This window comes from Sphingomonas sp. GC_Shp_6, assembly GCF_026540835.1.
In the GTDB taxonomy this organism is placed as follows: Bacteria; Pseudomonadota; Alphaproteobacteria; order Sphingomonadales; family Sphingomonadaceae; genus Sphingomonas.
In genome coordinates, this window is sequence record NZ_JALNUO010000001.1 from 44,832 (window position 1) to 70,178 (window position 25,347).

Genomic DNA, 25,347 nt, shown 5'->3' on the forward strand with positions numbered 1-25,347 from the left:
GCCACGCCCTCATCGGTCGCGCGGCGGCGGCGGATAGCGCAGCGCGCCGGTCGGATCGAGCAGCCGGCCGCCGTCCAGCCGCATCATCTGCGCGCCGGGGATGCGGCTGAGCAACTGGAAATCATGCGTCGCCACCACCACGGTGGTGCCGAGCCGGTTGAGCGAATCGAACAGGTGGAGCAGGCGCTCGGCCATGTCGGGATCGACATTGCCGGTCGGTTCGTCGGCGACCAGGATCTCGGGCCGGCCGATCACCGCGCGTGCGATCGCGACGCGCTGCTGCTCGCCGCCGGACAGCGTGGACGGCAGCGCGTCGGCGCGGGCCGACAGCCCCACCCAGGCCAGCATCTCGCGCACCGGCTGGACGATGTCCGCCTCGGGCACGCCCGCCACGCGCAGCGGAAGCGCGATATTGTCGTGCGCGGACAGGTGCGGCACGAGCCGAAAATCCTGAAACACCACGCCGATCCGCCGGCGAAACCCGGGCAGCCGGCCGCGCGAGAGCAGCACCGCATCCTCGCCGAACAGCCGGATCACGCCGCGGCTGGGGCGCTGCGCCAGATAGAGCAGCTTCAGCAGCGAGGTCTTGCCCGCGCCGCTGGCGCCGGTGAGGAAATAAAAGGCGCCGCTGCCGAGCGTGAAGCTGATGTCGGACAGCGTCTCCTGGCCCGTGCCGTAGCGCAACCCGACATTCTCGAACTGGACGATGTTCGCCATGACGGGAGCCGCTTGCCGCTTTCTGCCGGAGCCTCAAGAAGATCCATTCGCCTTCGCACGCCGCCCGCGCCGCTTCAAGCTTGCCAGCCGCGCGCGCGGCGTGGCAAGCTCCCGACCGGGGGAAGGCCACGCGTCCGTGGGCCTCGAGTGAAGCGTCCGCATGATTCTGGAATGTCCCGAGTGCAGCACCCGTTATCTGGTGCCCGACAGCGCGATCGGCGTCGATGGACGCACGGTGCGCTGCGCCAATTGCCGCCACAGCTGGTTCCAGCCGGCGGCGCCGCTGCCCGAGCGCCCCCAGCCGCCGGCGATGCCGCTGCCGCCGGTGGGCGGGGAGCCGGTATTCGCGGGCGCGTCGCCCATCTCGGCGCCATCGGGCGCCTCGCCCGTCGCGGCGCCCGCATTCCCGTCCGCCGCCACGCCCCCGTCTTCGCCGATCGCGATGCCGGCGTTCGCATCCGCGCCCTCCGCCGCGCCCGAGGTGATCGTCCCCGATTACGATGCCTTCGCACATCGGCCGCCGTTCCGCGCCAGCGCCAACATGACGCGGCGGTGGACGATCGCCGCGACGATCGGCGCGCTGCTGATGCTGGCCGCGGTCGCCGCGATCCTGCTCTCGGGCACGCCGGGCCTAGCCGGCAAGCTCGGCATCGGCAGCGAGGAAACCGCGCTGCGCCTGAAGGACAATCCGATCGAGCGCCGCCAGTTGGAGAACGGATCCGAGCTGTTCGCGGTGAGCGGCCAGGTGACCAACCCCTCCGCCAGCCGCCAGCGGGTGCCCGATATCCGCGCCGAGCTGCGCGATGCGCAGGGCCGGATGGTGTATAGCTGGACGATCGCCCCGCAGCAGCGCACGCTGGCGCCCGGTGGCGCGATCGACTTCAATTCGGCCAAGCTCGACGTGCCCTCAAATTCGAAGCGGCTGGAGCTGAGCTTCGCGGGCGAGACGCGCCGCTGAGGCGCCGACGACGAAAGGACGTTGCAGCGCCGGTTTCACCCTGCTAGGGGCGCTCGCCTACCTGCTGCCGGCCCGGTCCGGCAGAGTTCATGTGCGGTCGTGGCGGAATTGGTAGACGCGCAACGTTGAGGTCGTTGTGTCCGAAAGGACGTGGAAGTTCGAGTCTTCTCGACCGCACCACCTATCTGCAAAGCCGGGGCTCAGCCGCCCGATCCATCCAGGATCTGCGCGAGCGAGGCGAGCGGCAGCGGCGCCACGAAGCGGAAGCCGAAGCGCCCGTCATAGGCCCAGCACACCGTGCCGAACAACGCGGTCGCGCTGTCGGTGAGCGTCACCTGCCCGGCCTGGCCGCGCTGGACGGGCGATGCGCTTTCCAGCTTCACGCCGCCGGGCGAAATATCGAGCACATGCGCCTTGAGCCGCTCGCCCCCCAACCGCAGCGACGCCGCGGTGACCAGGGGAAAGCGCGGCGTGCGCGCCACCAGCCCGTCGTCGCGCTTGATCCGGAACACCGCATCGACGTCCTGCCGTTCGTCGAATTCGCAGCCGGCCTTTGGGCCGCGTACCCAGCGGACGGTGGCGGCGATCGGCGGCAGGCCGCGCACCTCGACGTCGATCCGGTCGCCGACCGCGGGCATGGCGGTGAAGCGCGCCATCAGCCCGGTCGGCGAGATGTCGTGGACGAGGCAGGCGGAGATCTCGCCGCGCTGCATCACCTTGCCGACCAGCAGCACCAGCGCGTGGCGCTTGCCCTTGCGGCGCTGATCCGACCGTACGGCATTGCCGTCGTCGGCGTTCGCATCATCGATCCCGACCATCATTCCCATGTACCCGATCCAGGTTAATTTTCCTTCGCCGCCGGCGCCGGTCGCGCCCGCGCCGGCTCACCCGGAAGCGACCGCGCCGTCGCCCGGATCATGCGCGCGCGAAATTTCACGCGTTGCCACATGGTTGCGTCGTCCAGCCGCCAGCGCGCGATCGCCTGCGCGGCGAGCGAATCGATCAGTTCCTCGGCCGCGCCGGGAGTCATCGCGGCAAATTCTACGGCGAGCCGCTCCAGATCGGCGCGGTCGGTGATTCGGTGCGGGGCGGAAAGCGAAGGCAGAGGGAGAAGCATCGTCAGTTCACCTGTACGCGGTAGCGAAGTCGAAAGCTGGTGCCGGCGGCATGGGTGCCCGTCATCGTCACGCGGATCGCGCGCACATGGGCATCGCAACCCGCAGCGTCGGCCACGGGAACATAGGCCCAGCTCGATCCGTCGGAGAATTCCAGCCCGTCGCTCGCGCTGGCCAGCGACGTGAAGCGATAGGCGAGCCCCGTCGCGAGCAAGCCGGTGCCGAGCAGGCTGCCGTCCCCGAATTCCACCGGGCCGCTGCCGCTCGCGCCATAATCGGCGATCCGCAGCTTCACCGTGGCGGGGATCGTCTCGGTGATTGCGATCGACCCCACGGGCGCGATTCCGTTGGCGACCGGATTGGTGACCATCAGCGCGTAATCCACCGTCGCCCCCGGCAGCGCCTTGGGATTGGCGGTGCTGACCGAATCGGCGACGACGCTGCTCGACTTGACGAGCGTGAGCGGTGCGGCCGGCGCAACGGCTGCGGCGAAGGCGGCGAGCAAAGGCGCCAGGAGGCGCTTCACGAGCCGCGCCCCGTCAACGCCCGGGCGGCATGGCCGAGGCTCGCCTGATCGAACTTCAGCCGCATCGTCACATAGGGGCCCGCCCGGGTGTAGCGATCCGCCTCGAAATCGCGGTCGCGATAGCCCGCGACGTTATAGCCCGCGCTGATCCAGACATTAGGCGCCGGCGACACCCCCGCCGAGGGGCCGCCGCTGAAGGAAAAGGCGCCCGCGCTCCAGCCATGCTGAACCGAGCCGGCGACACCTAGGTCGAAGCGGCGGCCGATGTCGCGGCGCAGTTCGAACCCGGTCACGTCGACGAAACCGGTATAGGCGTCGTCGGCGAAGCGCCCGGCGATATATTTGGCGCCATAATAGACGGTCACCTCCAGCGCATGGCGCGCGCCTTCGGCGCCGCTGCGATAATCGATCGCGAGATTGTTGATCGCGCGCGTCGTCACCTGATCGCCCACGCCGCCGGCGCTCACGCCCAGCAGATTGGTGTCGGTCAGCCCCGCATCGGCGCGTTCGTGGCGCAGTTCGAGCCGTTCCAGCAGCGACCAGCGGCTGTCGAGCGGGCGCAGCGCCAGCGCGATGTCGGCCGAGGCATAGGTGCCCTGCGCGCCCGCCGCGTCGCGCAGCGTATAGGCCTTGATGCTGGAGGCGAGCGTGCGCCCCTCGCCTAGCGTGCGCAACATGTTGGTGGTGATCCCCCAGCGATCATTGGCATCCGAGCTGCGATGCTCGAGCCGGCCGTTCCACGACCAGCGCGCCGCGCGATAGGTGGCGCCGAGCGTCGCGGCGGCATAGCGGCCATTGGTCTGATCCTGCCCGACGAACCCGCCCGAGGCGGCCGGCTGGAAGGCGTTCACCTGCGCACCCGGATCGATATGGCCGCTGATCGTGCTGCTCGCATCGAGCGTGGCGTCGATCGTCCAGCGCCGCCCGAGCGGCAGCGATTGCGACAGGCCATATTGGGCATAGGTGCGCTGGCCGTTCTCGCCGACCGCCTGCTGGTTGAGCGTGCTCATCAGCTTGGCACCCGTCCACGGTGCGACGTCGAAGCCCAGCCGCGCGGTGTGCGCGACGAAATCGGCGCCGTCGGCGATCTCATAGCCGCCGATCAGCCGGATGCCGGGCGTGACGCGGTACGAGGCGGTGAGCTGGTGGCGGATGGGGAAATCGACGCTGTCCTTGTCGCCGCCCGGCGCGAACTGCGTCTGGCCGCCCACCACCAGCGCGCCGTCGAACAGCGCGCGGCTGCCGCCGAGCGTCAGCAGGCGCGAATCGCGGTCCTTGCCGTCCAGCCCGCGATCCTCGGCGATCTGCACGCCCGCGAACAGCGTGTCGGTGCCGTGCCGCCAGTCGATCCGCGCCTCGCCCGCGGTGCGCTGGCCATCGCCCACCAGTTGCGCCTGATTCCACGCCACCGCGGTGACGCTGAGCGCATTGCTCCACCGCCAATGTGCGTCGAAGCCGATCTTGCGCGTGCCCGCCTCGACGAAATTCTGCTGGCCGACGCCGAAGCCGCTATCCTGCCGGCGGACATAGCCGAGCATGTCGAGCCGGCCGCCATGGTGATCCAGCTCGGCCAGATAGGCATGGCCCGCGGCGAGCCCGCCCTTGCCGCCATCGGCGAATTCGGCGCGGATCTCGGTCGTCCGGGTGAGGTGCGCCTTTACGTCCGCGCCCAGCACGGTCGCGCGGCCGATCGTCTCGTCGCGGATCGCGCCCAGGCCCAGCTCGACCCGGTCGCCCGCCAGCCGCGTCGCGACGCGGGCGGCGGCGGCGAGCTTGGCGGACTGGCCGCTCTCGACCTCGTAGTCGACGACGATGAAGACGGGGTTGAGCGCGGCGTCGCGGCCGAGCACGGGTTCGCGGAAGCGGATCGTGCCCATGTCGGGATCGATGTCGTAATCGATGTGCCGCGTGAGGCTCGTGCTGGAGACGATCACCTCGGAACGGAAACGGTCGCGCACCTCGATCGTGATCTTGTCGCTGTTGGGCACGATGCCGCGCGCTGCCAGGCGATAGGGGCCGGACAGGCCGCTGCCCTGGATCTCGTCGCGCGCGTAACGCTGGTCGGTGTGCGCGGCGAAACCGGTGGCGCGGACCCGGCGGCCCTCATAGGCGGCCTTCACGCCGTTCAGCGTGCGATCGTAGCGCAGCAGCTGCGTGTCGGTGAAGCCGGTCTCGAAATCGCCGAACAGCGCATAGGCCTCGCGGCGTTCCAGACGGACATAGATCTTGCGGCGGGTCGGCGCGTCATAGCCCTGGAGCGCGCCATCGCCATAGACGGTGTAATAGCGGTTCGGATCGATCGTGCCGAGCAGCCCGCGCGTCGGATCATAGGCGCGCTTGCTGTCATAGGCGATCGTCAGCAGCCACGATCCCTTCACGCGACCCTTGGCATAGAGCGCAAGCTGACCATCTGTAGTGACGCGGTCGCGGTCGGCGCGGGGCAGCGCCTCGTCATGCGCGCGCAGCACGTTGTAGCCGAGCGTTCCCTTGCCGAAGCCGACCAATGTCCAGTCGCGCGCGCTCGCCGCCAGCCAGGCGCGGATCTCGGTCTTGCGCTCCACTTTGTCGTCGGTGAGCGTCACGGTGACGTGCGCGGCGCCCGCCTGCGTGGTCGGCTGGAGCGCGACGAACGCCAGCCCGTCGTCGCCGACGACGCGCGCGGTGGTGGCGCTGCGCTCGCGGCCGGCGAGCTGGCGGCCCTGTTCCAGCGCGGCCTCGATCGCGGCGGTGTAGGGCGCATCGACGCGGAACGGCACCAGCGTGCCCGCCTGCACCGGACGCCCGGCCTTGTCGATCACGCGCACCGCGATCAGCGGGCGGGTGAGACCGTCGGCGACGAGCCGGCTGTGCGCGGGATCGAACACCGCGGTGCGGCCCGCGCCCGAGACATGCACGCCGCGCTCGAGCGTGGCGACGGTCGCCCCCCGCGAATCGAGCACCCGCGCGACCAGACGGTTGTCGCCCGCCAGCAGCGGCAGGCCGCTCCATTTCGACACCGCGACGCCGTGGCCATCGGTGTCGGTGGCATCGAAGCTCAGCGGATCGACCTGGGCGCCGTTGACGGTAAGCGCGACCCGCTGATCGGGGGCGTGCTTGATCGCGACGCGCAGCACCGGCGCGCGCGGGTTGTAATCCTCACCCGGGAACAGCCAGCCGGTGCCAGGCGTCTGCCCCGCCAGCCAGTCGCGGTTGCCCGCGGCCACGGCGTCGTCCGCGACCGCGATCGGCAGAGGCTGCACCGCCGCGGCGGCCTTGCCGGTGGGCGCGAGCTGGAAATCGACCCGCTTCATCAGGCCGCCACTGGCCTCGACATAGCGCGCGATCGCGCTGCCGGCGCTGCGCGTATCGCGGTCGCAGGCGACCGGCGCATGCGTGGCAGGCACACTCTGCGTGTCGAGCTGGACGACGTGCGTGCCGGGGCGGACGCCCTCGAAATGGTAGAGGCCGTCGCGATCGGTGACGGTGAAGGTGCCGTCCTCCAGCAGCAGCCGGATGCCGGGCACGCCGCGCCGGTGATCGACGGGATCGCCGCACGCGCCCTCGGTCACGCGGCCGATCAGCGTCATCGCGTCGGTGAAGAGCAGCGCCCCCAGCCGCACCGACGCGATCGCTTCGTTGCTGGCGCCGCCCGAGACCTGGGCGCGGTTGCGCGCCTCGCCGACCGGCGCGCCGGGCGCGACCGTCACCAGATAGCGGAGCTCGACCGATGCACCGGGCGCGAGCGCGGGCACCGCGAAATCGAGATCGCGGCCATTGGGGGTGACGCCGGGCTCCGCACCGCCGCGCGTGGATCCGCGCGTATAATGCAGCCCGATTGGCAGCGTGTCCGCGATATGGAGCGCGCCGGAGGGCGATTTGCCGCGATTGGCGAGTTGCAGGCGATACTGAATCACGTCGCCGGGCGAGGCATCGCGCACCGACGCGGTCTTGGTCAGCAGCAGCGGCGCATCGCCGCTGCGATCGATCGGGATATCGGCATAAAACGGATCGGGCGTCTCGAGCGTCAGCACCCCGCCATAGCTCGCCTCGTTCAGCACGAAAGGATGGCCGGACGGATCCTTGAACGCGGCGAGCGTCGCGTGCGCGACCTTGGACGGCGCGGCATAGCCTTCGGGCGGTACGACCTTCAGCGTATATTGTCCCGGCGGCACGAGGGGGAAGCGGTAACGGCCGGTCTCGGCGGGATAGATACGGCCGCGCGCATCGGTGACGCTCGCGCCGCTGACCACGGTGGAGGGATAGCGGCTGACGCCGTCGTCGCCATAGACGCTGGCGGGCTGACCCTGTGCGTCGAGCAGTGTGACGGTCGCGCCGTCGACGAGTTGGCCGTTGGCCGAATCGAACACCAGGCCGGCGGGATCGATCAGCAGCTGGATCGTCGAGGCCAGGCTGTAATCATCCTCGGTGAACGACAGGGTGATCGCGGCACCACGCTGGTTGCGGATCTCGCAGGGATCGAGCGCGGGGTAGCGGCCGGTCGCGGTCGCGGGGATGCCGCCGGCGAAGATGCCGGTGTCGGCCCCGGTCTCGATCAGCACCAGCGTGGTGTGGATCGTGCCGACCTGAACCGCGATCGTCGCCGTCTCGCGCGTCAGCGGATCATGGTTGCCGGCCTGATTGTCGAGCACCAGGATCATGTCGGTATAGATGTCCACCGCCTTGGCCAGCGGCGAGGCGGCATAGGTGGCGGCATCGATCGGCGCGGGGGTGAATTGCGGGACGCTGCCGCCGGTGTCGCACGCCATGCCGGTAAAGGCATAGCCGGGGGGCGGCAGGTGGAAGCTCAGCACCGTGGGGCGCTTGGCGATCGCCACGTCGAAGCCGACGGTGTTCGACCGTACCAGCTGTTCGGCGGCGCCGTTGCGCACCGTGAGCGTGGCGGTGTTCTCGACATGCGTCTGCGCAAAGGCCGCCGCGGCAAACGCGGAGCAGAGCCCGAGCAGCAGCGCGAGCGCGCGCAAGAGGCGATGGGACAAGGGCATGGCGAAGGGTTTCCCGGCGCGCGGGGGGGAGCGCGCCGGGAAGATCGGTTCCTCTTGGGAAAGGGGGTGTTAGTTGATCGTCACGCGGAAGCTGGCGGCGACGGACGTGCCGCCGGCCAGCGTCGGGATCGTGGCCGTCACCGTCTTGGTGCTGGTGTTGTACGATCCGCCATAGAGGCCGGTGGTCGATCCATCGTCGGCGACCGGCAGGCCGCTGACGAGGCACGCGCCGCCAGCGCCGATGCCGCCAACCGTGATCGATCCGGGCACATAGCTGGTGTTGGCGGGGATCACGTCGGTCAGCGCGACGCCGTTGGCCGGCACCAGCAACGTGCTGTTGGTGACGGTCAGGCAATATTGCACGACGGCACCCGGCAGCGCCTTGGGATTGATCGCGTTGACGCCGTCCGAGAGAACCTGCGCGGTCTTGACGACCGTGAGGTTCACCGAGCGCACGCCGACTTCATAGGCGAGATAGGCCCGCGCCTGGCCGTTGCGCGCGATATCCGGGCCGATGCCATCCGAATCATTGTCGGCAAAGACGACGTCGACCGTGTTGTCCTGGTTCAGGATGTTGAGGTCGGTCGGCACCAGCGCGGCCCCCAGCGTGCCCGACGTGCCGCCGGTCGCCACCGTCGCGCGGAGCGAGACGAAGGCGAGGTTTTCGCCCGCCGTATTGGGAATGTCGCCGACCACGAAGACGGTCGCGGTGCCGTCCTCGGGCAGTTCGTCGATGAACGTGGCGGTGTCGGTGCCTGGGTCATAGGTGCCGTTGCCGTTCGAATCGACGAATACCTTGAGGTTCGTCGCATCGAAATTGTCGGTGCCCGGAAGGACGCCGAGCGAGACGATCTGATCGGCCGACAGGATGAAATCCTGCGTGCCGTTGGTGTTGTTCGTCACCTTGAACGTCAGCACCGCGCCGGTCTGGCCCAGATTGACCTGGGTGTTGGTGGCGGGGCTCGCGACGACCGTCAGGTTCACCTTGCGGTCGACCACGAAGGTCGCGGTGTTCGACGTTGCGGTCTGCGCGGTGCCGTTGACGGTGAAACTCGCCTGCGCGGTGTTGCTGACGAGCGTGCCGGCGGCGGTGCCGGACGTGGATTGCGCATGCGCGGTGCCGGCGCATGCCAGCGCACTGCCGGCGAGCAGCAGGCACCGGAGCCTGGTTGCGATCATAATGGGATCCTCCTGTTATGCGAGCGGGTTACGCGGTCACTTCAACGCGGCCTGGAAGGCGAGTTCGCCTTGCCCGCCGGCCGCGAGCGGGGTGGAAAGCCGCCAGCGCACCGCGGTCACGTCGTCGGGGCGGGCGGGGCGACTGCCGCCGCCGGGCAGCGCGACCGTCAGGGCGGCGAGCGTCCCGTAGGTGCGCCCGTCGACGGACAGTTCGGGGGCGGGCGAGCCGGCGCGCGGTGCGCGGTAGGCGATCGCAGGCGGCAGCGGGTTGGCGAGCACCAGGTTCGCGATCGGCTCGCGGCCGGTGTTGCGATAGCCGAGCACGAAGACGACGCGGTCGCCGGGCACGACGCGCGCGGGCTTGGCCAGCGCGACCCGCGTGGTGCCGTCCGCCGCGGCGGTGCGCGTCTCGACCAGCACGGTGCTGGTGACCTGCAACGGGCCGGCGAGCGCGGGTGCGGCGCTCAGGGTCGCGACGGCAAGGGCGATCAGGGGATGCACGGGCATGGATGAACTCCTCATTGGATCTGAACCTGAAACTGGATGCGGCGGGTGACCGGGCGCGGCACCGGGCCGAGCGCGACATGGACGGCGCTGCCGTCCCCGGCATCGGCCAGCGCGACGCCGTCGAGGCGCAGCGAGCCCGCGACATAGCGGGTGCCGGCGGGCACCGGATCGTCGATCCGCGCATCGTCGGCCGCCACCGCGAACCCGGCGTCGAGCACATAGGTGACGATCGCGCCGCGCACCGGGCGGCTGCTGCCGTCGGGGGCGAGCACGCTCTGCGACTTGACGAGCGTGGGCGGCGCGGCCGCGGCGACGGGGATGGCGAGCGTGGCCGCGGCGCCGGTTACGCCGACCACCGCGTCGCCGCCGCCGTCGCCGCGATCGGCGATGACGGTGCCGGGCGTTCCCGAACCGGTGAGCGCCACGGCGCCGATCGTCACCACGCCGCCGGGCGCGACCGCGCCGGTATCGGCGACGATGACGAGCGCCAGCGTGGCGCCGGGGGCGATCTCGGGAGTGTGGCCGTCGGTCAGCGCCGTATCGACCGCAGGATCGTAGCGGCCATCGCCGTCGCGATCGATCGCGACCGTCGCCGCGCCGCCGGCAACGCCGGAAACCTGGATGGCGAACGCCTCATGGCCGTTGCCGCCGTTCGCGAGCAGCACGGCGACGGGCGTGCCGGCGCCCTGGGGCAGCGGAGCGGTGGCGGCGCGCGCGAGCGTGACGTCGAGCCGTTCGGCGACGATCAGCGCGACGCTGTTCGAGTCGACCGCCTGGATCGCGCCCGCCGAACCGTAACGCGCCGTGGCGATGTTGGTGATCCGGCTGCCCGCATCGGTACCCCAGGCGGGCGAAGCCGCAAGCACGGCCATGGCGACCGAAAGCGCCGTGGCACCTCCGCTCATCCTGCCATGCTTGTGCGATGCCGCCATCTTTGCCTCCGACTCGATGTCGCAAACAAAAATGGCTGACCGTTGTTAATTAAAGACTTTTAAATCGTTTTGACAACGATAGTGAAAGTGGTTCTACTGAAGAACCACCGTGGTTTTATTATCGCTGCCTGGAACGACTGCCAAACCCATCGGGCCGACGTCGGTTCCATCTTGTTCGAATATTTTGAAATCATGTCGATCGGCGTGGATCAGCGGCGGACCTCAGGGCCGGCATCGCGCGCGCTCAGCGGACGGCATGCTCCAGATAGCGGCTGACTGCCGCCACGCCGGTATCGCTCAGCGACACTTCGATCCGGCGCCGGTCGAGCGGATCGGCTACCCGATCGAGCAGCTTCAGCTTGGCAAGGTGATCGATCCACCGCTGCGACGTGGTGACGGGCGCATCCGCGCAGGCGACGAGCGTCTTCACGTTCAGCGTCCGCCGATCGACATGCGCGACATAGAGCGCGAGCAGCATGTCCCATGCCGGTTCGTGGAACAGTTCGTCGGGCAGGAAATCGCGCCGGGCGCGGCGCTCGTCGAGCAGACGTACCGCGCGCGCGCGATGATCGATGTTTGCCGCTCCAGCTTCATCGGATCCGCGTACGACCACGGCCTGCTCGGCCCGGCCGCTAAATTCCGCCGCGACCGCGTGCAGGCGGGTCGTCAGATCCTTGATAAGCGCGACTACCGCTTCCTGTTCCAAAGCGTCACCTTTCGCTCGCCCCCTCGCCCAAGATTTCGCACCGAAATGGTATTTATCCGGTCAGTATCCTTGTGCGTCTATGCAAACGTAACGCGATGCGCCGACGCTGGCTATGGCCGAAGCAATTGGAAATCCGTATTTTCGTCAAAACCGCATCCAGAAGGATATGCATTATCGGCATGGCCGTATCTCCGATAAGGGATAACGCGTGACCACAGCCCAGAAAGAGCCGGCCACCCGCACCGTTCAGGGCACGAACTCCGCTCCCCGAACGTTGGCGCATCTCGCACCGGAAAGGATTTCGTGACCGCCTATCTCAATGCCGTCGCCAGCGCGGTGCCCGATCACGACATCCATGCCGCCTTCATCGGCTGGGCGCGCACGCGGGTTGCGCCGGAAACGCTGCGGCTGTTCGATCGGATGGCGGCGCGCGCCGGGATCGGCCATCGCTGGTCCGTACTGCCACGAATCGGGGATGCGGGATCGCCCGTCGGCCCGGGCGGCTTCTATGCCGAGGGCATGCCCGGCACCGCCAGCCGCATGGCGATCTATGCCGAGGAAGCGCCGCGACTGGCGATCGCCGCCATTGCCGCCCTTGCGGACCGTATCGCGCTCGACGGGATCACGCATCTCGTGGTCGCGAGCTGCACGGGTTTCGTGGCGCCCGGGATCGACCAGATCGTGGCGCAGGCGATCGGCCTGCCCCCGCAGGTCGAGCGGCTGCTGATCGGCTTCATGGGCTGTTATGCCGCGGTCGCCGCGCTGCGCAGCGCGCGGCACATCGTCCGCTCCGATCCGGATGCGCGCGTTCTCGTGCTGACCGTCGAGTTGTCGACGCTCCACCTCCAGGATGCGCACGCGATCGAGCCGCTGCTGGCGATGCTCCAGTTCGGCGACGGCGCCGCGGCCGGGCTCGTCACCGCCGATCCCGCCGGCTTCGCGCTCGACACGCCGTTCGCGACCACCCTGCCCGATTCGGCGGAGCTGATCCGCTGGGCGATCACCGATACCGGCTTCGCCATGCACCTCTCGGGCGCGGTGCCGGGCCGGATCGCCGAAGCACTCGCCGAGCCGGAATTCGCCGCCGCCGCGACGGGGGGCCGCGCACCCGCGACGATCGACGGCTGGGCGGTCCATGCCGGCGGGCGCTCGATCCTTGATGCGGTGGAGAATGCGCTTCATCTGGCCCCCGACGCGCTCGACGACTCGCGCGCGGTGCTGGCGGCGAACGGCAACATGTCGTCGGCGACGCTGATGTTCGTGCTCGAGCGGCTGCTGGCCGGGCCGCGCGTGGAAAACGGCGTGGCGCTCGCCTTCGGTCCCGGGCTCGCGGCCGAGGGCTTCGCCTTCCAGAGCGCCGCATGAGCCTGCGCGTGCGGGCCGAGGCCGAAGAGCTGATGGACGCCGACGATCTCGACGCCGGCACCTATGCCGCGGTGGTCGGCGATCTGGCGAAGGTGAACCGCGCGACCCTGGCCGCGCGGCCGACGCTCGCGTTCCTGATGCGCGCGATCCGGACGAAGCGGCTGCGCCTGCTGGACGTGGGGTTTGGCGACGGCGACATGCTGCGGCGGATCGCGCATTGGGCGCAGCGGCGCGGGATTGCGGCGGAGCTGGTCGGCATCGACCTCAATCCGCGCAGCGAGGCCGCGGCGCGCGCGCATACCCCGGCCGATCTGCCGATCCGCTACCTGACCGGCGATTATGCCGCGCTGGGCGGCGAGCCTTGGGATGCGATCGTCAGCAGCCTCGTCGCGCATCATATGAGCCATGCGCAGCTCGTCGCGTTCCTCCGCTTCATGGAGGCGCATGCGACGGCCGGATGGTTCGTCAACGATCTCCACCGCCATGGCTTCGCGCATCGCGGCTTTCCCCTGCTGGCGACGCTCGCGCGCTGGCACCCGATCGTCCGCCACGACGGCACGCTGTCGATCGCGCGCTCCTATCGGCCCGCCGAATGGGCGCCGATCCTCGCCGAGGCGGGGATTGCCGACGCCCGCGTGTTCCGCGCCTTTCCGTTCCGGCTGTGCGTCGAACGCCGGCGCTGATCGTCGGCGGCGGGCCCGCGGGCGCGGCGACCGCGATCGGCCTGGCGCGCGCGCGCCTGCCGCATCTGCTCGTCGAGCGGGCGCGCGAGACGGGCGATGCGCTGTGCGGCGGCTTTCTCAGTTGGCGGACGCTGGAATCGCTCGAACGGCTCGGGATCGCGGCCGATACACTCAACCCGGTGCGCGTCGGCCGGGTGCGGCTGTTCGCCGGATCGCGCGTCCGCGAAGCCGCGCTGCCGCAACCCGGGCTCTCGGTGTCGCGCCGCCGCCTCGATACCGTGATGCTCGCCGCCGCCGTCGCCGAGGGGGCGGCAGTGGAACGCGGCGTGGAGGTGCGCGCGATCGACGCCGATGGCACGCGCACCGCGGACGGCGCCACGATCGCCGCCGACGCGCTGTTCCTCGCCAGCGGCAAACACGATGTCCGCGGGCTGGCCCGCCCCGAGACGGCGCGCGGCGACGATCCCACGCTCGGGCTACGCATCCGGCTCGCGCCGCATCCGGCCCTGGCACGGATGGTGGGCGATGCGGTCGAGCTTCACCTGTTCGACCGCGGCTATGCCGGCATCGCGCTTCAGGAGGATGGCGCCGCCAATCTGTGTATGGCCGTCCACCGCTCGCGGTTGCGCGCGGCGGGCGATCCGCGGGGGCTGCTCGCCGAACTCGCGCGCGCGCATCCCGCACTGGGCGAGCGGATCGCGTTCGCGGACGATGGCGCGCGGATCGATGCGATCGCCAACGTCCCCTATGGTTGGCGCGAACGCGGCGGCTCGGCGGGACTGTTCCGGCTGGGCGATCAGGCGGGGGTGATCCCGTCGCTCGCGGGCGAGGGCATGGGGATCGCGATCGCCAGCGGCATCGCCGCCGCCGCCGCCTATCGCGACGGCGGGGCCGCCGGGGCGGCGGCGTGGCAACATGGGTTTGCGCGGCGGCTCGCGCGGCCGATCGGCGTGGCCGGGCTCGTTCGCCGCGTCATGGAGAGCCGGTTCGCGCCGCTGGCCACGGGCCTGGCGGGGCCGGACCTGATCCAGATCATGGCAAAGCTGACCCGGATCGCGCCGTAGCGGCTTGACCCGATCCGGCCCACGCACGAACATGGGCGTCATGGACCAGCTCAATCTCTCTGAAGCCGAGTGGCGCAGGAAACTGACGCCCGCCCAATATCATGTGCTGCGCGAGGCGGGCACGGAGCGGGCCTTCGCCGGCGTGCTGACCGACAACAAGCTGCCCGGCCTCTATCGGTGTGCGGCCTGCGCGAACGATCTGTTCGAGAGCGCGGACAAGTTCGATTCGGGCTCGGGCTGGCCGAGCTTTACCCGGCCGATCCGCCCCGATGCGGTGAGCGACCATAGCGACACCAGCCACGGCATGACTCGCACCGAAACGCGCTGCGCGCGCTGCGACAGCCATCTCGGCCATGTCTTTCCCGACGGGCCGCCGCCTACCGGGCTTCGCTATTGCATGAATTCGATCGCGCTCGAATTTCGCGCGCGGGCGCCGGGCACCGCCACTGCGTGACCGCTTGTAGGCGCCGCGCTTAACGCGTAACCGCGCATGGCAAATGGCCCGTGCGCGTACCCCTCGTTCCCCCTGGCGCCGCCGCTTCGTTCGGCTGGTGCAGGTCCTTGTCGGTCTGGCGGTCATGGCCGCGATCGGTCTCGCCATCGCGGTGTATGTCGCGCGCGAGCAATTGCCGAGCTTCGACGAGCTGAAATCCTCGCCCAACGGCCAGATGATCCGCGTCCATGCCGCCGATGGCAGCGTGCTCGTGTCGCTCGGCCCGAGCTTCGGCGAGTGGATTCCCTATGACCGGATCCCGCAGGTGATGCGCGACGCGACGGTGGCGGTCGAGGATCGCCGCTTCCGTTCGCATATCGGCGTCGATCCGATCGGCGTGGCGCGTTCGGTCGAGGTGCGGTTCCAGCGCGGCCATTGGGTGCAGGGCGGCTCGACGATCACGCAGCAGCTCGCGCGCAACGTGTTCCTCTCCAGCCAGAAGAAGTTCGGCCGCAAGTTCCGCGAATGGATCCTGGCGCTCGCGCTCGAACGCAAGTTCAGCAAAGACCAGATCCTCGAACTCTATCTAAACAAAGTCTATTATGGCGGTGGCGCGTACGGCATCGACGCCGCGAGCCGCAAATTCTTCGGTTATGGCGCCGACCAGCTAAGCCTGGCCGAGGCCGCGGTGATCGCCGGGCTGGTGAAGGCGCCCTCCAATTATTCGCCCACTGCGGATGCCACCGCGGCGGTCGGCCGCGCGGGCGTCGTGATCGCGCAGATGGAGCGCAACGGCTATATCAGCGCGAGCGAGGCAGAGGCCGCCGATCCGCACGGCCTGAAGCTCGCGCCCGAGGCCAAGCAGAACAGCGTGCGCTATTTCACCGATTGGGCGCTGCCGCAGCTCGACACGCTGATCGATGAAACGACCGCGCCGCTGGAGGTGTGGACGACGCTCGACCCTGCCATGCAGCGGATGGGCGATGCCGCCGTCCAGCAGAACGTGCCCGCCGGCGCGCAGGGCGCGCTCGTCAGCCTCGATCGCGACGGCGCGGTGCGCGCGATGGTCGGCGGCACCGACTATGTGTCGTCGATCTACAACCGCGCGACCCAGGCCGTCCGCCAGCCGGGATCGGCGTTCAAGCTGTTCGTCTATCTCGCCGCGCTGGAGGCGGGGCACAAGCCCGGCGACACGATCGTCGACGAACCCGTCACGATCGACGGGTGGAGTCCGCGCAACGATTCGCGGCACAATAGCGGCCCGGTTTCGCTACGCACCGCCTTTGCCTATTCGCTCAACACCGTCGCGGCGAAGCTCGGGCAGGAGGTGGGCTTTTCGACCGTGGCCGACATGGCGCGCCGGTTCGGCATCACCACGCCCGTCAACACGCATCCCTCGATGGTACTCGGCACCTCGGACGTGCGGCTGATCGACATGACGCGCGCGTTCGCCAGCGTGGCGTCGAACGGGATCGCGGTGACGCCCTATGGCATCACCCGCGTGACCGCGAACGGCCAGACGATCTACACGCACGAAGTGGATCGCAGCCATGTGCTCGTCGCGCCCTATGTCGCCGCCGAGATGACCGACCTGCTGCAGACCGCGGTGAACACCGGCACCGGCCGCCAGGCGCAGATCGGCCGCCCGGTCGCGGGAAAGACGGGCACAACCACGTCGAACAAGGACGGCTGGTTCCTGGGATTCTCCAGCGGCCTGACCACCGGCGTCTGGATGGGCCGCGACGATGCCCGGCCGATCGCGGGGTTACACGGCGGCACCGCGCCCGCCCACGCGTTCGCCGCCTTCATGAAGCCCGCCACCGCCAACCGGCCGATCGAACAGTTCGAGACTCAGGTGACGATGCCCGAATGGCAGCTCGGCAACGAGGAAGACGCCTATTTCGGCCAGCCCGACAACGGCATGGCAGTGGATGCCGACGGCAACCCCGTGCAGACCGCACCCGCCCAGCCCGCCGACGACGGCCCCGCACCCGACCCGCGCGCGCCGGCGCCCAGCGACGATGCCGATTCCGCGCCGCCGCGCCAGGAGCTCAACCAGGACTGGATCGACCGCGTGACCGGCCGCGATCCCCGCCGCACCGCGCCGCCCGCTCCGCGCGAGCGGGCGCCTCAGGACGACCGGCCGAACCCGTGAAGCGCGGCGCCATGCGCGCGCAGCCATGCGCGTGCAGGCGTCGGATCCTCGCCATAGAGATCGGCGACGAGCGCGTGGAACGCCGCGCCGTGGTTCATGTGTACCCGGTGCGCGACCTCGTGCGCGACGGTGGCACGGCGGACCCAGCCGGGCGCCAGGATCAGCCGCCAGCTATAGCGGATCGTGCCGCTCGACGCGCAACTGCCCCACCGCCCGCGCGCATCGCCCACCGCGACCTTCGCTACGGTGACGCCCGCCTTGGCCGCATATTCGGCGGTTTCGCGCGTCAGCAGGTCGAGGGCGATCCGGGCGAGCCACGCATGGACGCGTCGCGGCAGCGTCTCCACCGGCCCCTGCGCGCAGAGCCGGTCGCCGTCACGCAACAAGGTGCGGCGCGCGCCGTCCTGCCAGTCGAGCCGGATCGGCGCGTCCGCCACCGTCATCGTCATGCCCGGCACGATCGGCTGCGCGGGCGGCAGCCGCGCGCGCTGCTCCGCCACCCATTCCACCTTGCCCTCCGCCCAGGCGAGCGCGGGCTTTAGCGCGGCACGCGGCGGCAGCGTCAGCCGCACGCGCCCACTGGCCGGATCGATCGACAGCCGTGTCCGCCGTGCGCGCGCGTGGCGAACGACCTCTAGCCCCTCGATCACCGCCGATCCGCCGCTCAAAGGATGCGGTCGACGACGAAATCCTCCAGATCCTCGCCGACATCGTCCTCGCTGACCGTCCAGCCGCGCACCGACTGCCCGGCGCGGTGCACCGCCTCGCGGTCGCCGCACACGAGATAATGCCAGCCCGGCAGCGGATCGCCTGCCGCACGCAGCCGATAGGCGCAGGTCGAGGGCAACCAGTCGATCCCGCGCACATTGCCCATCGTCAGCCGCACGCATTCGGGCACATAGGCACGCCGGTTGCGGTAATCGGAACATTGGCCGCTGCGCCGATCGAGCAGCCGGCATGCGACATTGGTGGGCACGAGCTCGCCCGTCTCCTCGTCCTCCAGCTTGTGGATGCAGCATTTGCCGCATCCGTCGCACAGGGCCTCCCACTGGCCGCGGTCCAGCGTCTCGATCGGGCGTTCCCAGAACCGGTCCATCAGTGCGCCCAACGCTCGATCTCGGCGACGATCGCCTGGGGATCCTGTTCGCTGGGCAGGAGCACCAGCGGTTTGCCGGAAGGATCCATCAGAAAGGCGACGCGGCTGTGATTGACCATGTAACCGCCGCCGGGCGCGGGATCGCCCTTGGCATAATAGACGCCATATTCTTTCGCGACCTTGGCGATCGCCGGCGCGCTGCCGGTCAAGCCGACGATGCGCGGCGAGAAGGCGCCGACGAACGCCTTCAGCACTGCCGGCGTATCGCGCGCCGGATCCACGCTGACGAAGACGGGCACGATCCGCGCCGCGAGCTTCGGATCGCTCGTCTCCAGCAGGCGCATCGCCGCGCCGATATGCTGCATGTCGACGGGGCAGACATCGGGGCAGAAGGTGTAGCCGAAATACATGATGCGGTAGCGCCCGGCGAAGTCCCGGTCGGTGACGGTGCGGCCATTCTGGTCGGTCAGCGCGAACGGGCCGCCGATCGCGGCGCCGGCCAGCGGTGCGTGCGCCGGAGGCTCGGCCGCGCGCGAACCGCAGCCTGCCAGTGCAAGCGCCATCAGCGGAAACATTCGGGACATGTTCATGACGTAGCCTTGATCTGATAGCAACCACGGCGCAAGTCATCCCGTCCGTTCTCGCCAGGAAGCCACCATGCCGCGTCCATCGCTCACCGCCGCCCTGCTGATCGCGCCAGCCCTGTTCGCCGCCGCCGTGCCGGCGTCCGCGCAGCTTTCGCAGTCTCAGGGCTATAAATTCCTCCAGGCGGTGAAGGACGGCAAGAACGACGAGGTGATCCAGGCCTTGTCCAAGCCCGGCAGCACGATCGTCAACGCGCGCGACGTGACGAGCGGCGACGGTGCGCTGGCCATCGTCATCAAGCGCGGCGACATGGCGTATCTTAATTATCTGCTGCAGATGGGCGCGGACCCCAATCTGCGCGACGGCAAGGGCAACACGCCGCTGCTGCTGGCGGTGACCGAGGGCGAGACGGACATGATCCCGGTGCTCGCCAAGGCCAAGGCCAATCCGAACCTCGGCAATGCCGGTGGCGAGACGCCGCTGATCCGCGCGGTGCAGCGCCGCGACCTGGCGATGGTGCGCGCGCTGCTGGCGGCCGGGAGCGATCCCGACCAGCGCGACTCGCTCGCCGGGCTGTCCGCGCGCGATTATGCCACGCAGGATCAGCGCAACCTGCCGATCGCCAAGATCTTCGCCGAAACGCCGAAGACCGCCAAACGCGCGGTGGCCGGGCCGAAATTCTGACCGCCGAAGCGGGATGCGTATCGGTCGATCCGGTTTTTCATCCGTTCGTGCTGAGCTTGTCGAAGCACGCGTTCTGCGACGGAGCCATCGCATCCGTGACAGGCCCTTCGACAGGCTCAGGGCGAACGGAGCATAGAATATCATGACATCCTAGGCGAGCGGCAGCACCGCCGCCTCGGGATCGGCCAGCGTCACCAACCGTCGCGCCGCGCGACGGGCAAAGGCCAGGGTGCCCCGTTTGCGGGCATGCGCGGCGAGCGGCAGCGTGTGCGCCTCGCGGACGATCGCCGCGTCATAGCGGTCGGCGACGATCACGCCGGTCCGCTCGGGCAGGAACGCGGCGCCGTCGAGCGGCGTGGCATCGAAGCCGGCCGGCACCGCCCAATAATAACGGTCGCAATGCGCGAGGTAATCGGGCCATTTGCCGTCGCCGAGCAGGTCGGCGCGGGAGACCTTGATCTCGACGATCACCAATTGCCCGCGCGCGTCGATCGCCATCAGATCGGCACGGCGCCCCCCTTCCAGCGGCACTTCGGGAATGGCGATCAGATCGTGGCGGAACAGCATCCGCGTCACGCCGCGGCACACATCCGCGGCGCAGAGCGAAGACTCGGGATGGTCCAGACAGGCGGCGGAGGGCGCGATCATGTCCGCCCGATTAGAACATCATGCGAACGCCGCCAAGGGGCCGACCGCGTCGACGGCCCCATCCGACCGGCGATCTCGCCGCACGATCAGCGATAGAAGATGTGGTTGCCGATCGCGGCGACCTTGGTCATCCGGGCCGATGCCGAGACGCTGCGCGCGTGGAAGAACAGCGCGTCGGGCGCGGGGCTGTCCCAAGCCGCGCGCAACGCCACCTTGGCGACCGCGAGCGCGGTGCGATAGGCGGCGCGCGACGAGTCGATCGACGGGATGATCCCGGCGTGCACGAACGAGAACTGGCCGCGCTGCGTCACGACCGAGCATACGGAGGTGGGGAAGCGCCCCGACTTGGCGCGGTTGATGATGACCTGCGCGACGGCGAGCTGGCCCGAGAGCGGCTCGCCCTTGGATTCGAAATAGACTGCGCCGGCGAGGCAGCGGGCATCGTCGTCGCTGCTGGTGTCCTGCGCGGCGACCGCGGCATCAAGGCTGTCGAAGGTGGCGGGCTGCGGCTTGGGCACATCGACGGGCTGAACCGGATCGGCCTGGGCGGGGGCAGCGGGAAGAACGGGGATCGCGGCCGGGGCGGGCGGCGTGACGCGGAACAGCGCCTGGGTCGTCGAATCGATCAGGGCGGTGGAGCCCATGATGGCGGTGCCCATGGCGCCGCGATCGATCTCGGTGGCTTTACCGGGGGTGCTCATCACGAGCCCGGCAAGCGAAAAGGTCATCACCGCGAAGGTCGCGGCGCGCTGCAAAATCGTCATTCACTCGAATTGTTATGCGGTTGGACCACGGACCCGACCATCAGGATGGTCGTCCGGGCATCCCCCCGACTGCGTAACCGTTCCGGATCGCACCCGAAGCGGCACAACGCCATTTGCGATGAGCCGACTTTGCCGGGGGAACTTTTCGAGTCAATGTTACAGCATCGTTTCAGCGGCGAACCGTTCTGCCGATGGGACGTCCAGTTCGATCACCCACAGATCGGGGTCGCGCCCGCGCCGCCGCTGCCAATAGGATTGGGGATCCTCCGACCGGTTCGACTCGATCAGCGCGGGCTCGCCGGCTGGTCCTACCCCCCGTTCCAGCACGCGCGTCGCGCCCGCCCGATCGACGATGCACACGAGCAGCCCGCCCGCCTGCGCATCGCCCCTGGCCAGCACGACGCCGATCCCGCCGGCATCGTTGGCCCGGCGCAGCAGGGCGCCGACGACCAGACCGGTGGGCAGCCGATCGTTCACCGGCTGCCATAGCCGCTGAGCCCGGCGAGCGCGATCCGCGACTTCATGAAGGTGCCGGTGCCGCGCGCCGCCTCTTCGCCGGTGGCGTCGATCAGCCGGGCATCCGCCACGAACACGCGGCGCTGGCCGCTGATCCAGCGCCCCTCGGCGACCACCGGCCCGGCGCGCAGCGGACGGGTGAAATGGAGATTGAACGCGGTGGTCAGCAGAAACCGGTCGGTCACCAGGCTGTTGGCCGCATAGAAGGCGGCATCGTCGAGCATCTTGAAATAGCTGGTGCCGTGCGCGGCGCCGCCGGCGTGGAAATGGCGCTCGTCGATCGTGAAGCGGATCCGCGCCACGCCCCGCGCCGGAATTTCCAGGATCGATTCGAACAGGCGGTTGATCGGCGCGGCGGCATAGAGCCGTTCGAGCGCGCGGAAATGCGCGTCCTCGCCCGCGCCGGATGGCAAGGGATCAGGCAGCGTCGCGCGCCTCGTCCGCGGTGAACAGCGCGTAGAGCGCATCGCGCGATCCGGCGCCGCGCAGCTTGGCGAGGAACGCCCGGTCACGCATTCGTCGCGAGATCCGCGCGAGCGCCTTCAGATGATCGGCCCCCGCCTCGGTCGGCGACAGCAGCATGAAGACGAGATCGACGGGCAGCGCATCCACCGCCTGGAACTCGATGCCCTGCGCCAGGCGCGCGAAGACGCCGGTCACCGCGGGCAATCCGGGAAGCTTGGCATGCGGGATCGCCACGCCGCCGCCGAAGCCCGTCGAGCCCAGCTTCTCGCGCTCGCCCAGCCGGTCCGCGATCGTCTTCGCATCGCAAGCGACGATCCCCGCCGCCGCCCCGCCAAGCTGCTGGAACAGCGCTTTCTTGTTGGCGACCGACACGCCGGTGAGGATCGCCTCGGGGCGAAGCAGATCGCTGAAATCGAGCATCGTGGTTTCCGGCATGCGGTGGCACGCGGTGGGCGCCATAGCGCCAACCGCGTGCCGACGAAAGCCGCAGCTCCCTATCCCATGTTGCCGGGGATCTCAGGTCAGGCGGCGCGCTGCGGCTCCACCCAGCCGATGGTGCCGTCACCGCGGCGATAGACCATGTTGTACGCGCCCGTTCCGGCATTCTTGAACAGCAGTGCGGCGGTGTTGCGCAGATCGAGCATCATCACCGCATCGGAGACGCTTGCATCGGGCACGTCGACCCGCGTCTCGGCAACGATCAGCGGCGCATCGCCGACATCCTCCTCGCCGGCCGGCTCCTGGAACAGCGTGTAGCCGGCATTGTCATAGCCGTTGGCCTCGGCCATCTCGACCGCTTCGCCCACGTGACGATCCTTCAGGCGGCGCATGTAGCGGCGCAACTGCTTCTCGATCTTGTCGGCGACGCCCTCGAAGGCGGGATGCGCTTCCTGTGCGTCGTGCCGGCCTTTCAGCACCAGGCCCTTCATCACATGCGCGACGATATCGCAGGTAAAACCGTTATCGTGCGGCCCCTTGCCGAAGGTGACCTCCGCCGAGATGGCCCGGGCGAAATATTTGTCGGCGATACCCTGAAGTCGGTCCTCGACATGGCTCTTGAGCGCATCGCCAATGGCGACCTGATGACCAGAAATCCGGATATCCATTCTCTTCTCCATTCGATGTCCGCGGCCCTGTTGAGTCCGCAGAAGGCGTCATCCGGACGCCGCGGCCCCCCATATCGGATCGTCGATCCGTTTCATGAACGCCGCATGGGCGGCAAGTTCTCCCTCGGACGCGGCGAAAATCCGTGGCGGGCGCACCACCCGGGGCGTCTTCGCCGCAACCGGGCCCGCCGCCGCGACGGGTGCGTCCGAGACGAGGCCCAGCCCGATCTGCCGCCCGCCGAGCAACTCGACATAGACCTGCGCCAGAAGCTGCGCATCGAGCAGCGCGCCGTGCAGCACGCGGTGGCTGCGATCGATCCCGTAGCGCGAGCATAGCGCGTCGAGCGTGTGCTTGGCGCCCGGATGCCGTTGCCGCGCGATCTGCAGCGTATCGACCATCCGCGTCCGGTGGCAGACCGGATCGCGCCGACACCGCGTCAACTCGCCGTTGAGAAAGGCGAAATCGAACCCCGCATTGTGCGCGATCAGCGGCGCATCGCCCAGAAAGGCGATCAGGTCGTCCACCGCCTCGTGGAAGCGCGGCTTGTCCGCCAGGAATGCCGCCGACAGGCCGTGGACCGCGAATGCCTCCTGCGGCATGTCGCGCTCGGGGTGATAATAAGCGTGGAAGGTGACGCCGGTCTCCACGCGGTGAACGAGCTCGACGCAGCCGATCTCCACCATCCGGTCGCCACCGGGAAAGCTCAGACCCGTGGTTTCGGTATCGAAGACGATCTCGCGCATCGGGCGGTTATCGCGCCGCCTTGCCGACGAGGCAAGCGATGACGTCGCGCACGGCGTCGCGCGTGTGGTTGAGCGGCACGTCGGTGCGGATCACGAAACGGGCGCGCGCCTGTTTTTCGGCATCGGGAAGCTGGCGTGCCAGAATCGCGTGGAGCTTGGCGGGCGTCATGCCGGGGCGCGCGAGCACGCGCTGGCGCTGCACCGACGGCGCCGCCGTCACGACCGCCACCACGTCCATCGCCGAATCGCCGCCGGTTTCGTAGAGCAGCGGCACGTCGAACAGCAGCAACGGCGCGCCGCGATGCGTGGTGCGGAACAGCGCCCGCTCCTCCGCCACGGCGGGATGGACGATCGCCTCCAGCGCGCGGATCGCCATCTCGTTGCCGAACACCAGCGCGCCGAGTGCGTCGCGATCGACGCCGCGGCGCCCGGTCGATCCGGGAAAGCGCGCCTCGATCGCGGGCAACAGCCGGCCGCGCGGACGCTGCAACCGGCGCACCGTGGCGTCCGCATCGAATACCGGCACGCCTTCGTCGGCGAACATCGCGGCGACAGTCGATTTGCCCATTCCGATCGAACCGGTGAGGCCGAGCGCGATCATGCGACCAGCAGCGCGCGCAACGCGTCGTCGCGCTCGCGCGGGGGCGCCGCACCGAACAGTATCTCGAACGCGAGCGCGGCCTGGCCCACCAGCATCTCCAGCCCGTCGACCGTCTCCAGCCCGCACGCATGCGCGGCGGCCAGCAACGGCGTCTCGAGCGGCGCATAGACGATGTCATAGACCAGCGCATCGTCCGGCAGGGGGGTCAGGTCGATCGCGAGCGGCGGCTGGCCCGTCATGCCCAGCGTCGTCGCGTTGACGAGCAAGGCACATGGCGGAAGCGCGGCGGTGAGCGGCAGCGCCTGCCCCTTCAACCCGAAGGCCGCCAGCAGTGCCGCGCCCTTCAGCGGATTGCGGTTGAGCAGGGTCACGCGGCCCACCCCAATCCGCGACAGCGCGAACAGGATCGCGCGCGCCGCACCACCGGCGCCGATCACCGTAACCGCCTTACCCGCCAGATCGCGATCGGCGATCGGCGCGTAGAAGCCGCCGGCATCGGTGTTGGTGCCGATCAGCGCGCCGTCCTGTCCGCGGAATACGGTGTTGATCGCCCCGATCGTGCCGCGCACGTCGCCCGGATCGCCGACATGATCGAGCGCGGCCAGCTTGTGCGGCACGGTGACGTTGCACCCGCACCATGCCGGATCGGCGCGCCGAGCGGCCAGCCACGCGCCCAGATCCTCGGGCGCCACGCGAGTGGCGCGGTAATCAGCGTCGATCCCCAGCGCCTTCAGCCAGAAACCGTGGATCATCGGCGATTTGCTGTGCGCGACGGGATCGCCGATCACCTCGGCATAAGGCTGGCTCATGAACGGG

28 protein-coding genes and 1 tRNA gene are annotated in these 25,347 nt (G+C 69.5%); 8 read left to right on the forward strand and 21 right to left on the reverse strand.

The features are described 5' to 3' along the window. Positions 1 to 9: 9 nt before the first annotated feature. Positions 10 to 717 (reverse strand): cell division ATP-binding protein FtsE, encoded by a 708-nt coding sequence (ftsE, locus tag OXQ95_RS00260; RefSeq protein ID WP_242097329.1) that lies wholly within the window; start codon positions 715 to 717, stop codon positions 10 to 12. A 160-nt stretch (positions 718 to 877) separates the two neighbouring features. Here ftsE and OXQ95_RS00265 point away from each other — a divergent pair, with 160 nt between their 5' ends. Both OXQ95_RS00265 and OXQ95_RS00270 read left to right on the forward strand, forming a co-directional pair. Next, the gene (locus OXQ95_RS00265; RefSeq protein ID WP_267378144.1) at positions 878 to 1,675 is read left to right on the forward strand and encodes an MJ0042-type zinc finger domain-containing protein; all 798 of its coding nucleotides are present in this window, start codon (positions 878 to 880) and stop codon (positions 1,673 to 1,675) included. 93 nt (positions 1,676 to 1,768) lie between these two features. Further along, a tRNA-Leu gene (locus OXQ95_RS00270) sits at positions 1,769 to 1,855 on the forward strand. Between the two features lie 20 nt (positions 1,856 to 1,875). On the opposite strand, the gene OXQ95_RS00275 is transcribed toward OXQ95_RS00270, so the two are convergent. The 8 genes from OXQ95_RS00275 to OXQ95_RS00310 form a co-directional block, all read right to left on the reverse strand. Beyond that, positions 1,876 to 2,502 carry a PilZ domain-containing protein gene (locus OXQ95_RS00275; protein ID WP_267378146.1) on the reverse strand — a complete coding sequence of 209 codons (627 nt, stop codon included), beginning with the start codon at positions 2,500 to 2,502 and terminating at the stop codon, positions 1,876 to 1,878. A 14-nt stretch (positions 2,503 to 2,516) separates the two neighbouring features. Beyond that, positions 2,517 to 2,792: a hypothetical protein gene (locus tag OXQ95_RS00280; RefSeq protein WP_267378148.1), complete on the reverse strand. Its 276-nt coding sequence runs from the start codon at positions 2,790 to 2,792 to the stop codon at positions 2,517 to 2,519. Between the two features lie 2 nt (positions 2,793 to 2,794). Beyond that, positions 2,795 to 3,316 (reverse strand): hypothetical protein, encoded by a 522-nt coding sequence (locus OXQ95_RS00285; RefSeq protein WP_242097325.1) that lies wholly within the window; start codon positions 3,314 to 3,316, stop codon positions 2,795 to 2,797. After that, the gene (locus OXQ95_RS00290; protein ID WP_267378151.1) at positions 3,313 to 8,298 is read right to left on the reverse strand and encodes a hypothetical protein; all 4,986 of its coding nucleotides are present in this window, start codon (positions 8,296 to 8,298) and stop codon (positions 3,313 to 3,315) included. The genes OXQ95_RS00285 and OXQ95_RS00290 overlap by 4 nt, the downstream gene beginning before the upstream one ends. Before the next feature lie 69 nt (positions 8,299 to 8,367). Continuing rightward, a complete protein-coding gene (locus OXQ95_RS00295; RefSeq protein ID WP_267378154.1) occupies positions 8,368 to 9,477 on the reverse strand; it encodes a hypothetical protein in 1,110 nt (369 codons plus the stop codon). A gap of 36 nt (positions 9,478 to 9,513) precedes the next feature. Then, a complete protein-coding gene (locus tag OXQ95_RS00300; RefSeq protein WP_242097322.1) occupies positions 9,514 to 9,984 on the reverse strand; it encodes a hypothetical protein in 471 nt (156 codons plus the stop codon). 11 nt (positions 9,985 to 9,995) lie between these two features. After that, complete coding sequence (locus OXQ95_RS00305) at positions 9,996 to 10,889, reverse strand: hypothetical protein (protein ID WP_267378159.1); 894 nt, start codon at positions 10,887 to 10,889, stop codon at positions 9,996 to 9,998. Between the two features lie 271 nt (positions 10,890 to 11,160). Further along, positions 11,161 to 11,622: a hypothetical protein gene (locus OXQ95_RS00310; protein WP_242097320.1), complete on the reverse strand. Its 462-nt coding sequence runs from the start codon at positions 11,620 to 11,622 to the stop codon at positions 11,161 to 11,163. A gap of 303 nt (positions 11,623 to 11,925) precedes the next feature. Here OXQ95_RS00310 and OXQ95_RS00315 point away from each other — a divergent pair, with 303 nt between their 5' ends. Genes OXQ95_RS00315 through OXQ95_RS00335 form a run of 5 tightly spaced genes read left to right on the forward strand, consistent with a single transcriptional unit; the run spans position 11,926 to position 17,322 of the window. Continuing rightward, complete coding sequence (locus tag OXQ95_RS00315; protein ID WP_267378163.1) at positions 11,926 to 12,987, forward strand: type III polyketide synthase; 1,062 nt, start codon at positions 11,926 to 11,928, stop codon at positions 12,985 to 12,987. Next, on the forward strand, positions 12,984 to 13,670 hold the full coding sequence (locus OXQ95_RS00320; RefSeq protein WP_267378165.1) for a methyltransferase domain-containing protein: 687 nt from the start codon (positions 12,984 to 12,986) through the stop codon (positions 13,668 to 13,670). The genes OXQ95_RS00315 and OXQ95_RS00320 overlap by 4 nt, the downstream gene beginning before the upstream one ends. Next, positions 13,649 to 14,734, forward strand: a complete 1,086-nt coding sequence (locus tag OXQ95_RS00325) for an FAD-dependent monooxygenase (RefSeq protein WP_267378168.1) — start codon at positions 13,649 to 13,651, stop codon at positions 14,732 to 14,734. Before OXQ95_RS00320 ends, OXQ95_RS00325 begins: the two co-directional genes overlap by 22 nt. Positions 14,735 to 14,774: 40 nt before the next feature. Then, positions 14,775 to 15,188, forward strand: coding sequence for a peptide-methionine (R)-S-oxide reductase MsrB (msrB, locus tag OXQ95_RS00330; protein WP_242097316.1), 414 nt, complete (start codon positions 14,775 to 14,777; stop codon positions 15,186 to 15,188). Positions 15,189 to 15,231: 43 nt separating this feature from the next. After that, positions 15,232 to 17,322 carry a PBP1A family penicillin-binding protein gene (locus tag OXQ95_RS00335; RefSeq protein ID WP_267378171.1) on the forward strand — a complete coding sequence of 697 codons (2,091 nt, stop codon included), beginning with the start codon at positions 15,232 to 15,234 and terminating at the stop codon, positions 17,320 to 17,322. Here OXQ95_RS00335 and OXQ95_RS00340 read toward each other — a convergent pair. From OXQ95_RS00340 to OXQ95_RS00350, 3 genes are read right to left on the reverse strand one after another with little or no spacing between them, the layout of a single operon-like run. Further along, complete coding sequence (locus tag OXQ95_RS00340) at positions 17,298 to 17,972, reverse strand: SprT family zinc-dependent metalloprotease (protein ID WP_242097503.1); 675 nt, start codon at positions 17,970 to 17,972, stop codon at positions 17,298 to 17,300. The two genes, OXQ95_RS00335 and OXQ95_RS00340, sit on opposite strands and share 25 nt — an antisense overlap. A gap of 14 nt (positions 17,973 to 17,986) precedes the next feature. Further along, on the reverse strand, positions 17,987 to 18,418 hold the full coding sequence (locus OXQ95_RS00345; RefSeq protein ID WP_242097314.1) for a YcgN family cysteine cluster protein: 432 nt from the start codon (positions 18,416 to 18,418) through the stop codon (positions 17,987 to 17,989). Further along, a complete protein-coding gene (locus OXQ95_RS00350) occupies positions 18,418 to 18,981 on the reverse strand; it encodes an SCO family protein (RefSeq protein WP_242097502.1) in 564 nt (187 codons plus the stop codon). Before OXQ95_RS00350 ends, OXQ95_RS00345 begins: the two co-directional genes overlap by 1 nt. Positions 18,982 to 19,075: 94 nt before the next feature. Between OXQ95_RS00350 and OXQ95_RS00355 the strand changes: the two genes are divergently transcribed. After that, the gene (locus OXQ95_RS00355; RefSeq protein ID WP_267378175.1) at positions 19,076 to 19,687 is read left to right on the forward strand and encodes an ankyrin repeat domain-containing protein; all 612 of its coding nucleotides are present in this window, start codon (positions 19,076 to 19,078) and stop codon (positions 19,685 to 19,687) included. Between the two features lie 150 nt (positions 19,688 to 19,837). On the opposite strand, the gene OXQ95_RS00360 is transcribed toward OXQ95_RS00355, so the two are convergent. The 9 genes from OXQ95_RS00360 to OXQ95_RS00400 all read right to left on the reverse strand — a co-directional run bounded on the left by OXQ95_RS00360 (position 19,838) and on the right by OXQ95_RS00400 (position 25,340). Further along, on the reverse strand, positions 19,838 to 20,335 hold the full coding sequence (locus OXQ95_RS00360; protein WP_242097312.1) for an MmcB family DNA repair protein: 498 nt from the start codon (positions 20,333 to 20,335) through the stop codon (positions 19,838 to 19,840). An 86-nt stretch (positions 20,336 to 20,421) separates the two neighbouring features. Then, entirely contained in the window at positions 20,422 to 21,099 is a 678-nt protein-coding gene (locus OXQ95_RS00365; RefSeq protein ID WP_267378179.1) for a cell wall hydrolase, read from the reverse strand. 156 nt (positions 21,100 to 21,255) lie between these two features. Then, entirely contained in the window at positions 21,256 to 21,576 is a 321-nt protein-coding gene (locus OXQ95_RS00370) for a DUF1491 family protein (RefSeq protein WP_267378182.1), read from the reverse strand. Then, the gene (locus OXQ95_RS00375) at positions 21,573 to 22,082 is read right to left on the reverse strand and encodes a PaaI family thioesterase (RefSeq protein ID WP_242097309.1); all 510 of its coding nucleotides are present in this window, start codon (positions 22,080 to 22,082) and stop codon (positions 21,573 to 21,575) included. Before OXQ95_RS00375 ends, OXQ95_RS00370 begins: the two co-directional genes overlap by 4 nt. Next, the gene (locus OXQ95_RS00380; protein ID WP_242097308.1) at positions 22,033 to 22,500 is read right to left on the reverse strand and encodes a PTS sugar transporter subunit IIA; all 468 of its coding nucleotides are present in this window, start codon (positions 22,498 to 22,500) and stop codon (positions 22,033 to 22,035) included. The genes OXQ95_RS00375 and OXQ95_RS00380 overlap by 50 nt, the downstream gene beginning before the upstream one ends. 101 nt (positions 22,501 to 22,601) lie before the next feature. After that, complete coding sequence (raiA, locus tag OXQ95_RS00385) at positions 22,602 to 23,186, reverse strand: ribosome-associated translation inhibitor RaiA (RefSeq protein ID WP_267378187.1); 585 nt, start codon at positions 23,184 to 23,186, stop codon at positions 22,602 to 22,604. 48 nt (positions 23,187 to 23,234) lie between these two features. Further along, on the reverse strand, positions 23,235 to 23,930 hold the full coding sequence (gene dnaQ / locus OXQ95_RS00390; protein ID WP_267378190.1) for a DNA polymerase III subunit epsilon: 696 nt from the start codon (positions 23,928 to 23,930) through the stop codon (positions 23,235 to 23,237). Between the two features lie 7 nt (positions 23,931 to 23,937). Continuing rightward, positions 23,938 to 24,531: a dephospho-CoA kinase gene (gene coaE / locus OXQ95_RS00395; protein WP_242097305.1), complete on the reverse strand. Its 594-nt coding sequence runs from the start codon at positions 24,529 to 24,531 to the stop codon at positions 23,938 to 23,940. Next, positions 24,528 to 25,340, reverse strand: a complete 813-nt coding sequence (locus OXQ95_RS00400) for a shikimate dehydrogenase (protein ID WP_267378195.1) — start codon at positions 25,338 to 25,340, stop codon at positions 24,528 to 24,530. The genes coaE and OXQ95_RS00400 overlap by 4 nt, the downstream gene beginning before the upstream one ends. Positions 25,341 to 25,347 lie beyond the last annotated feature (7 nt).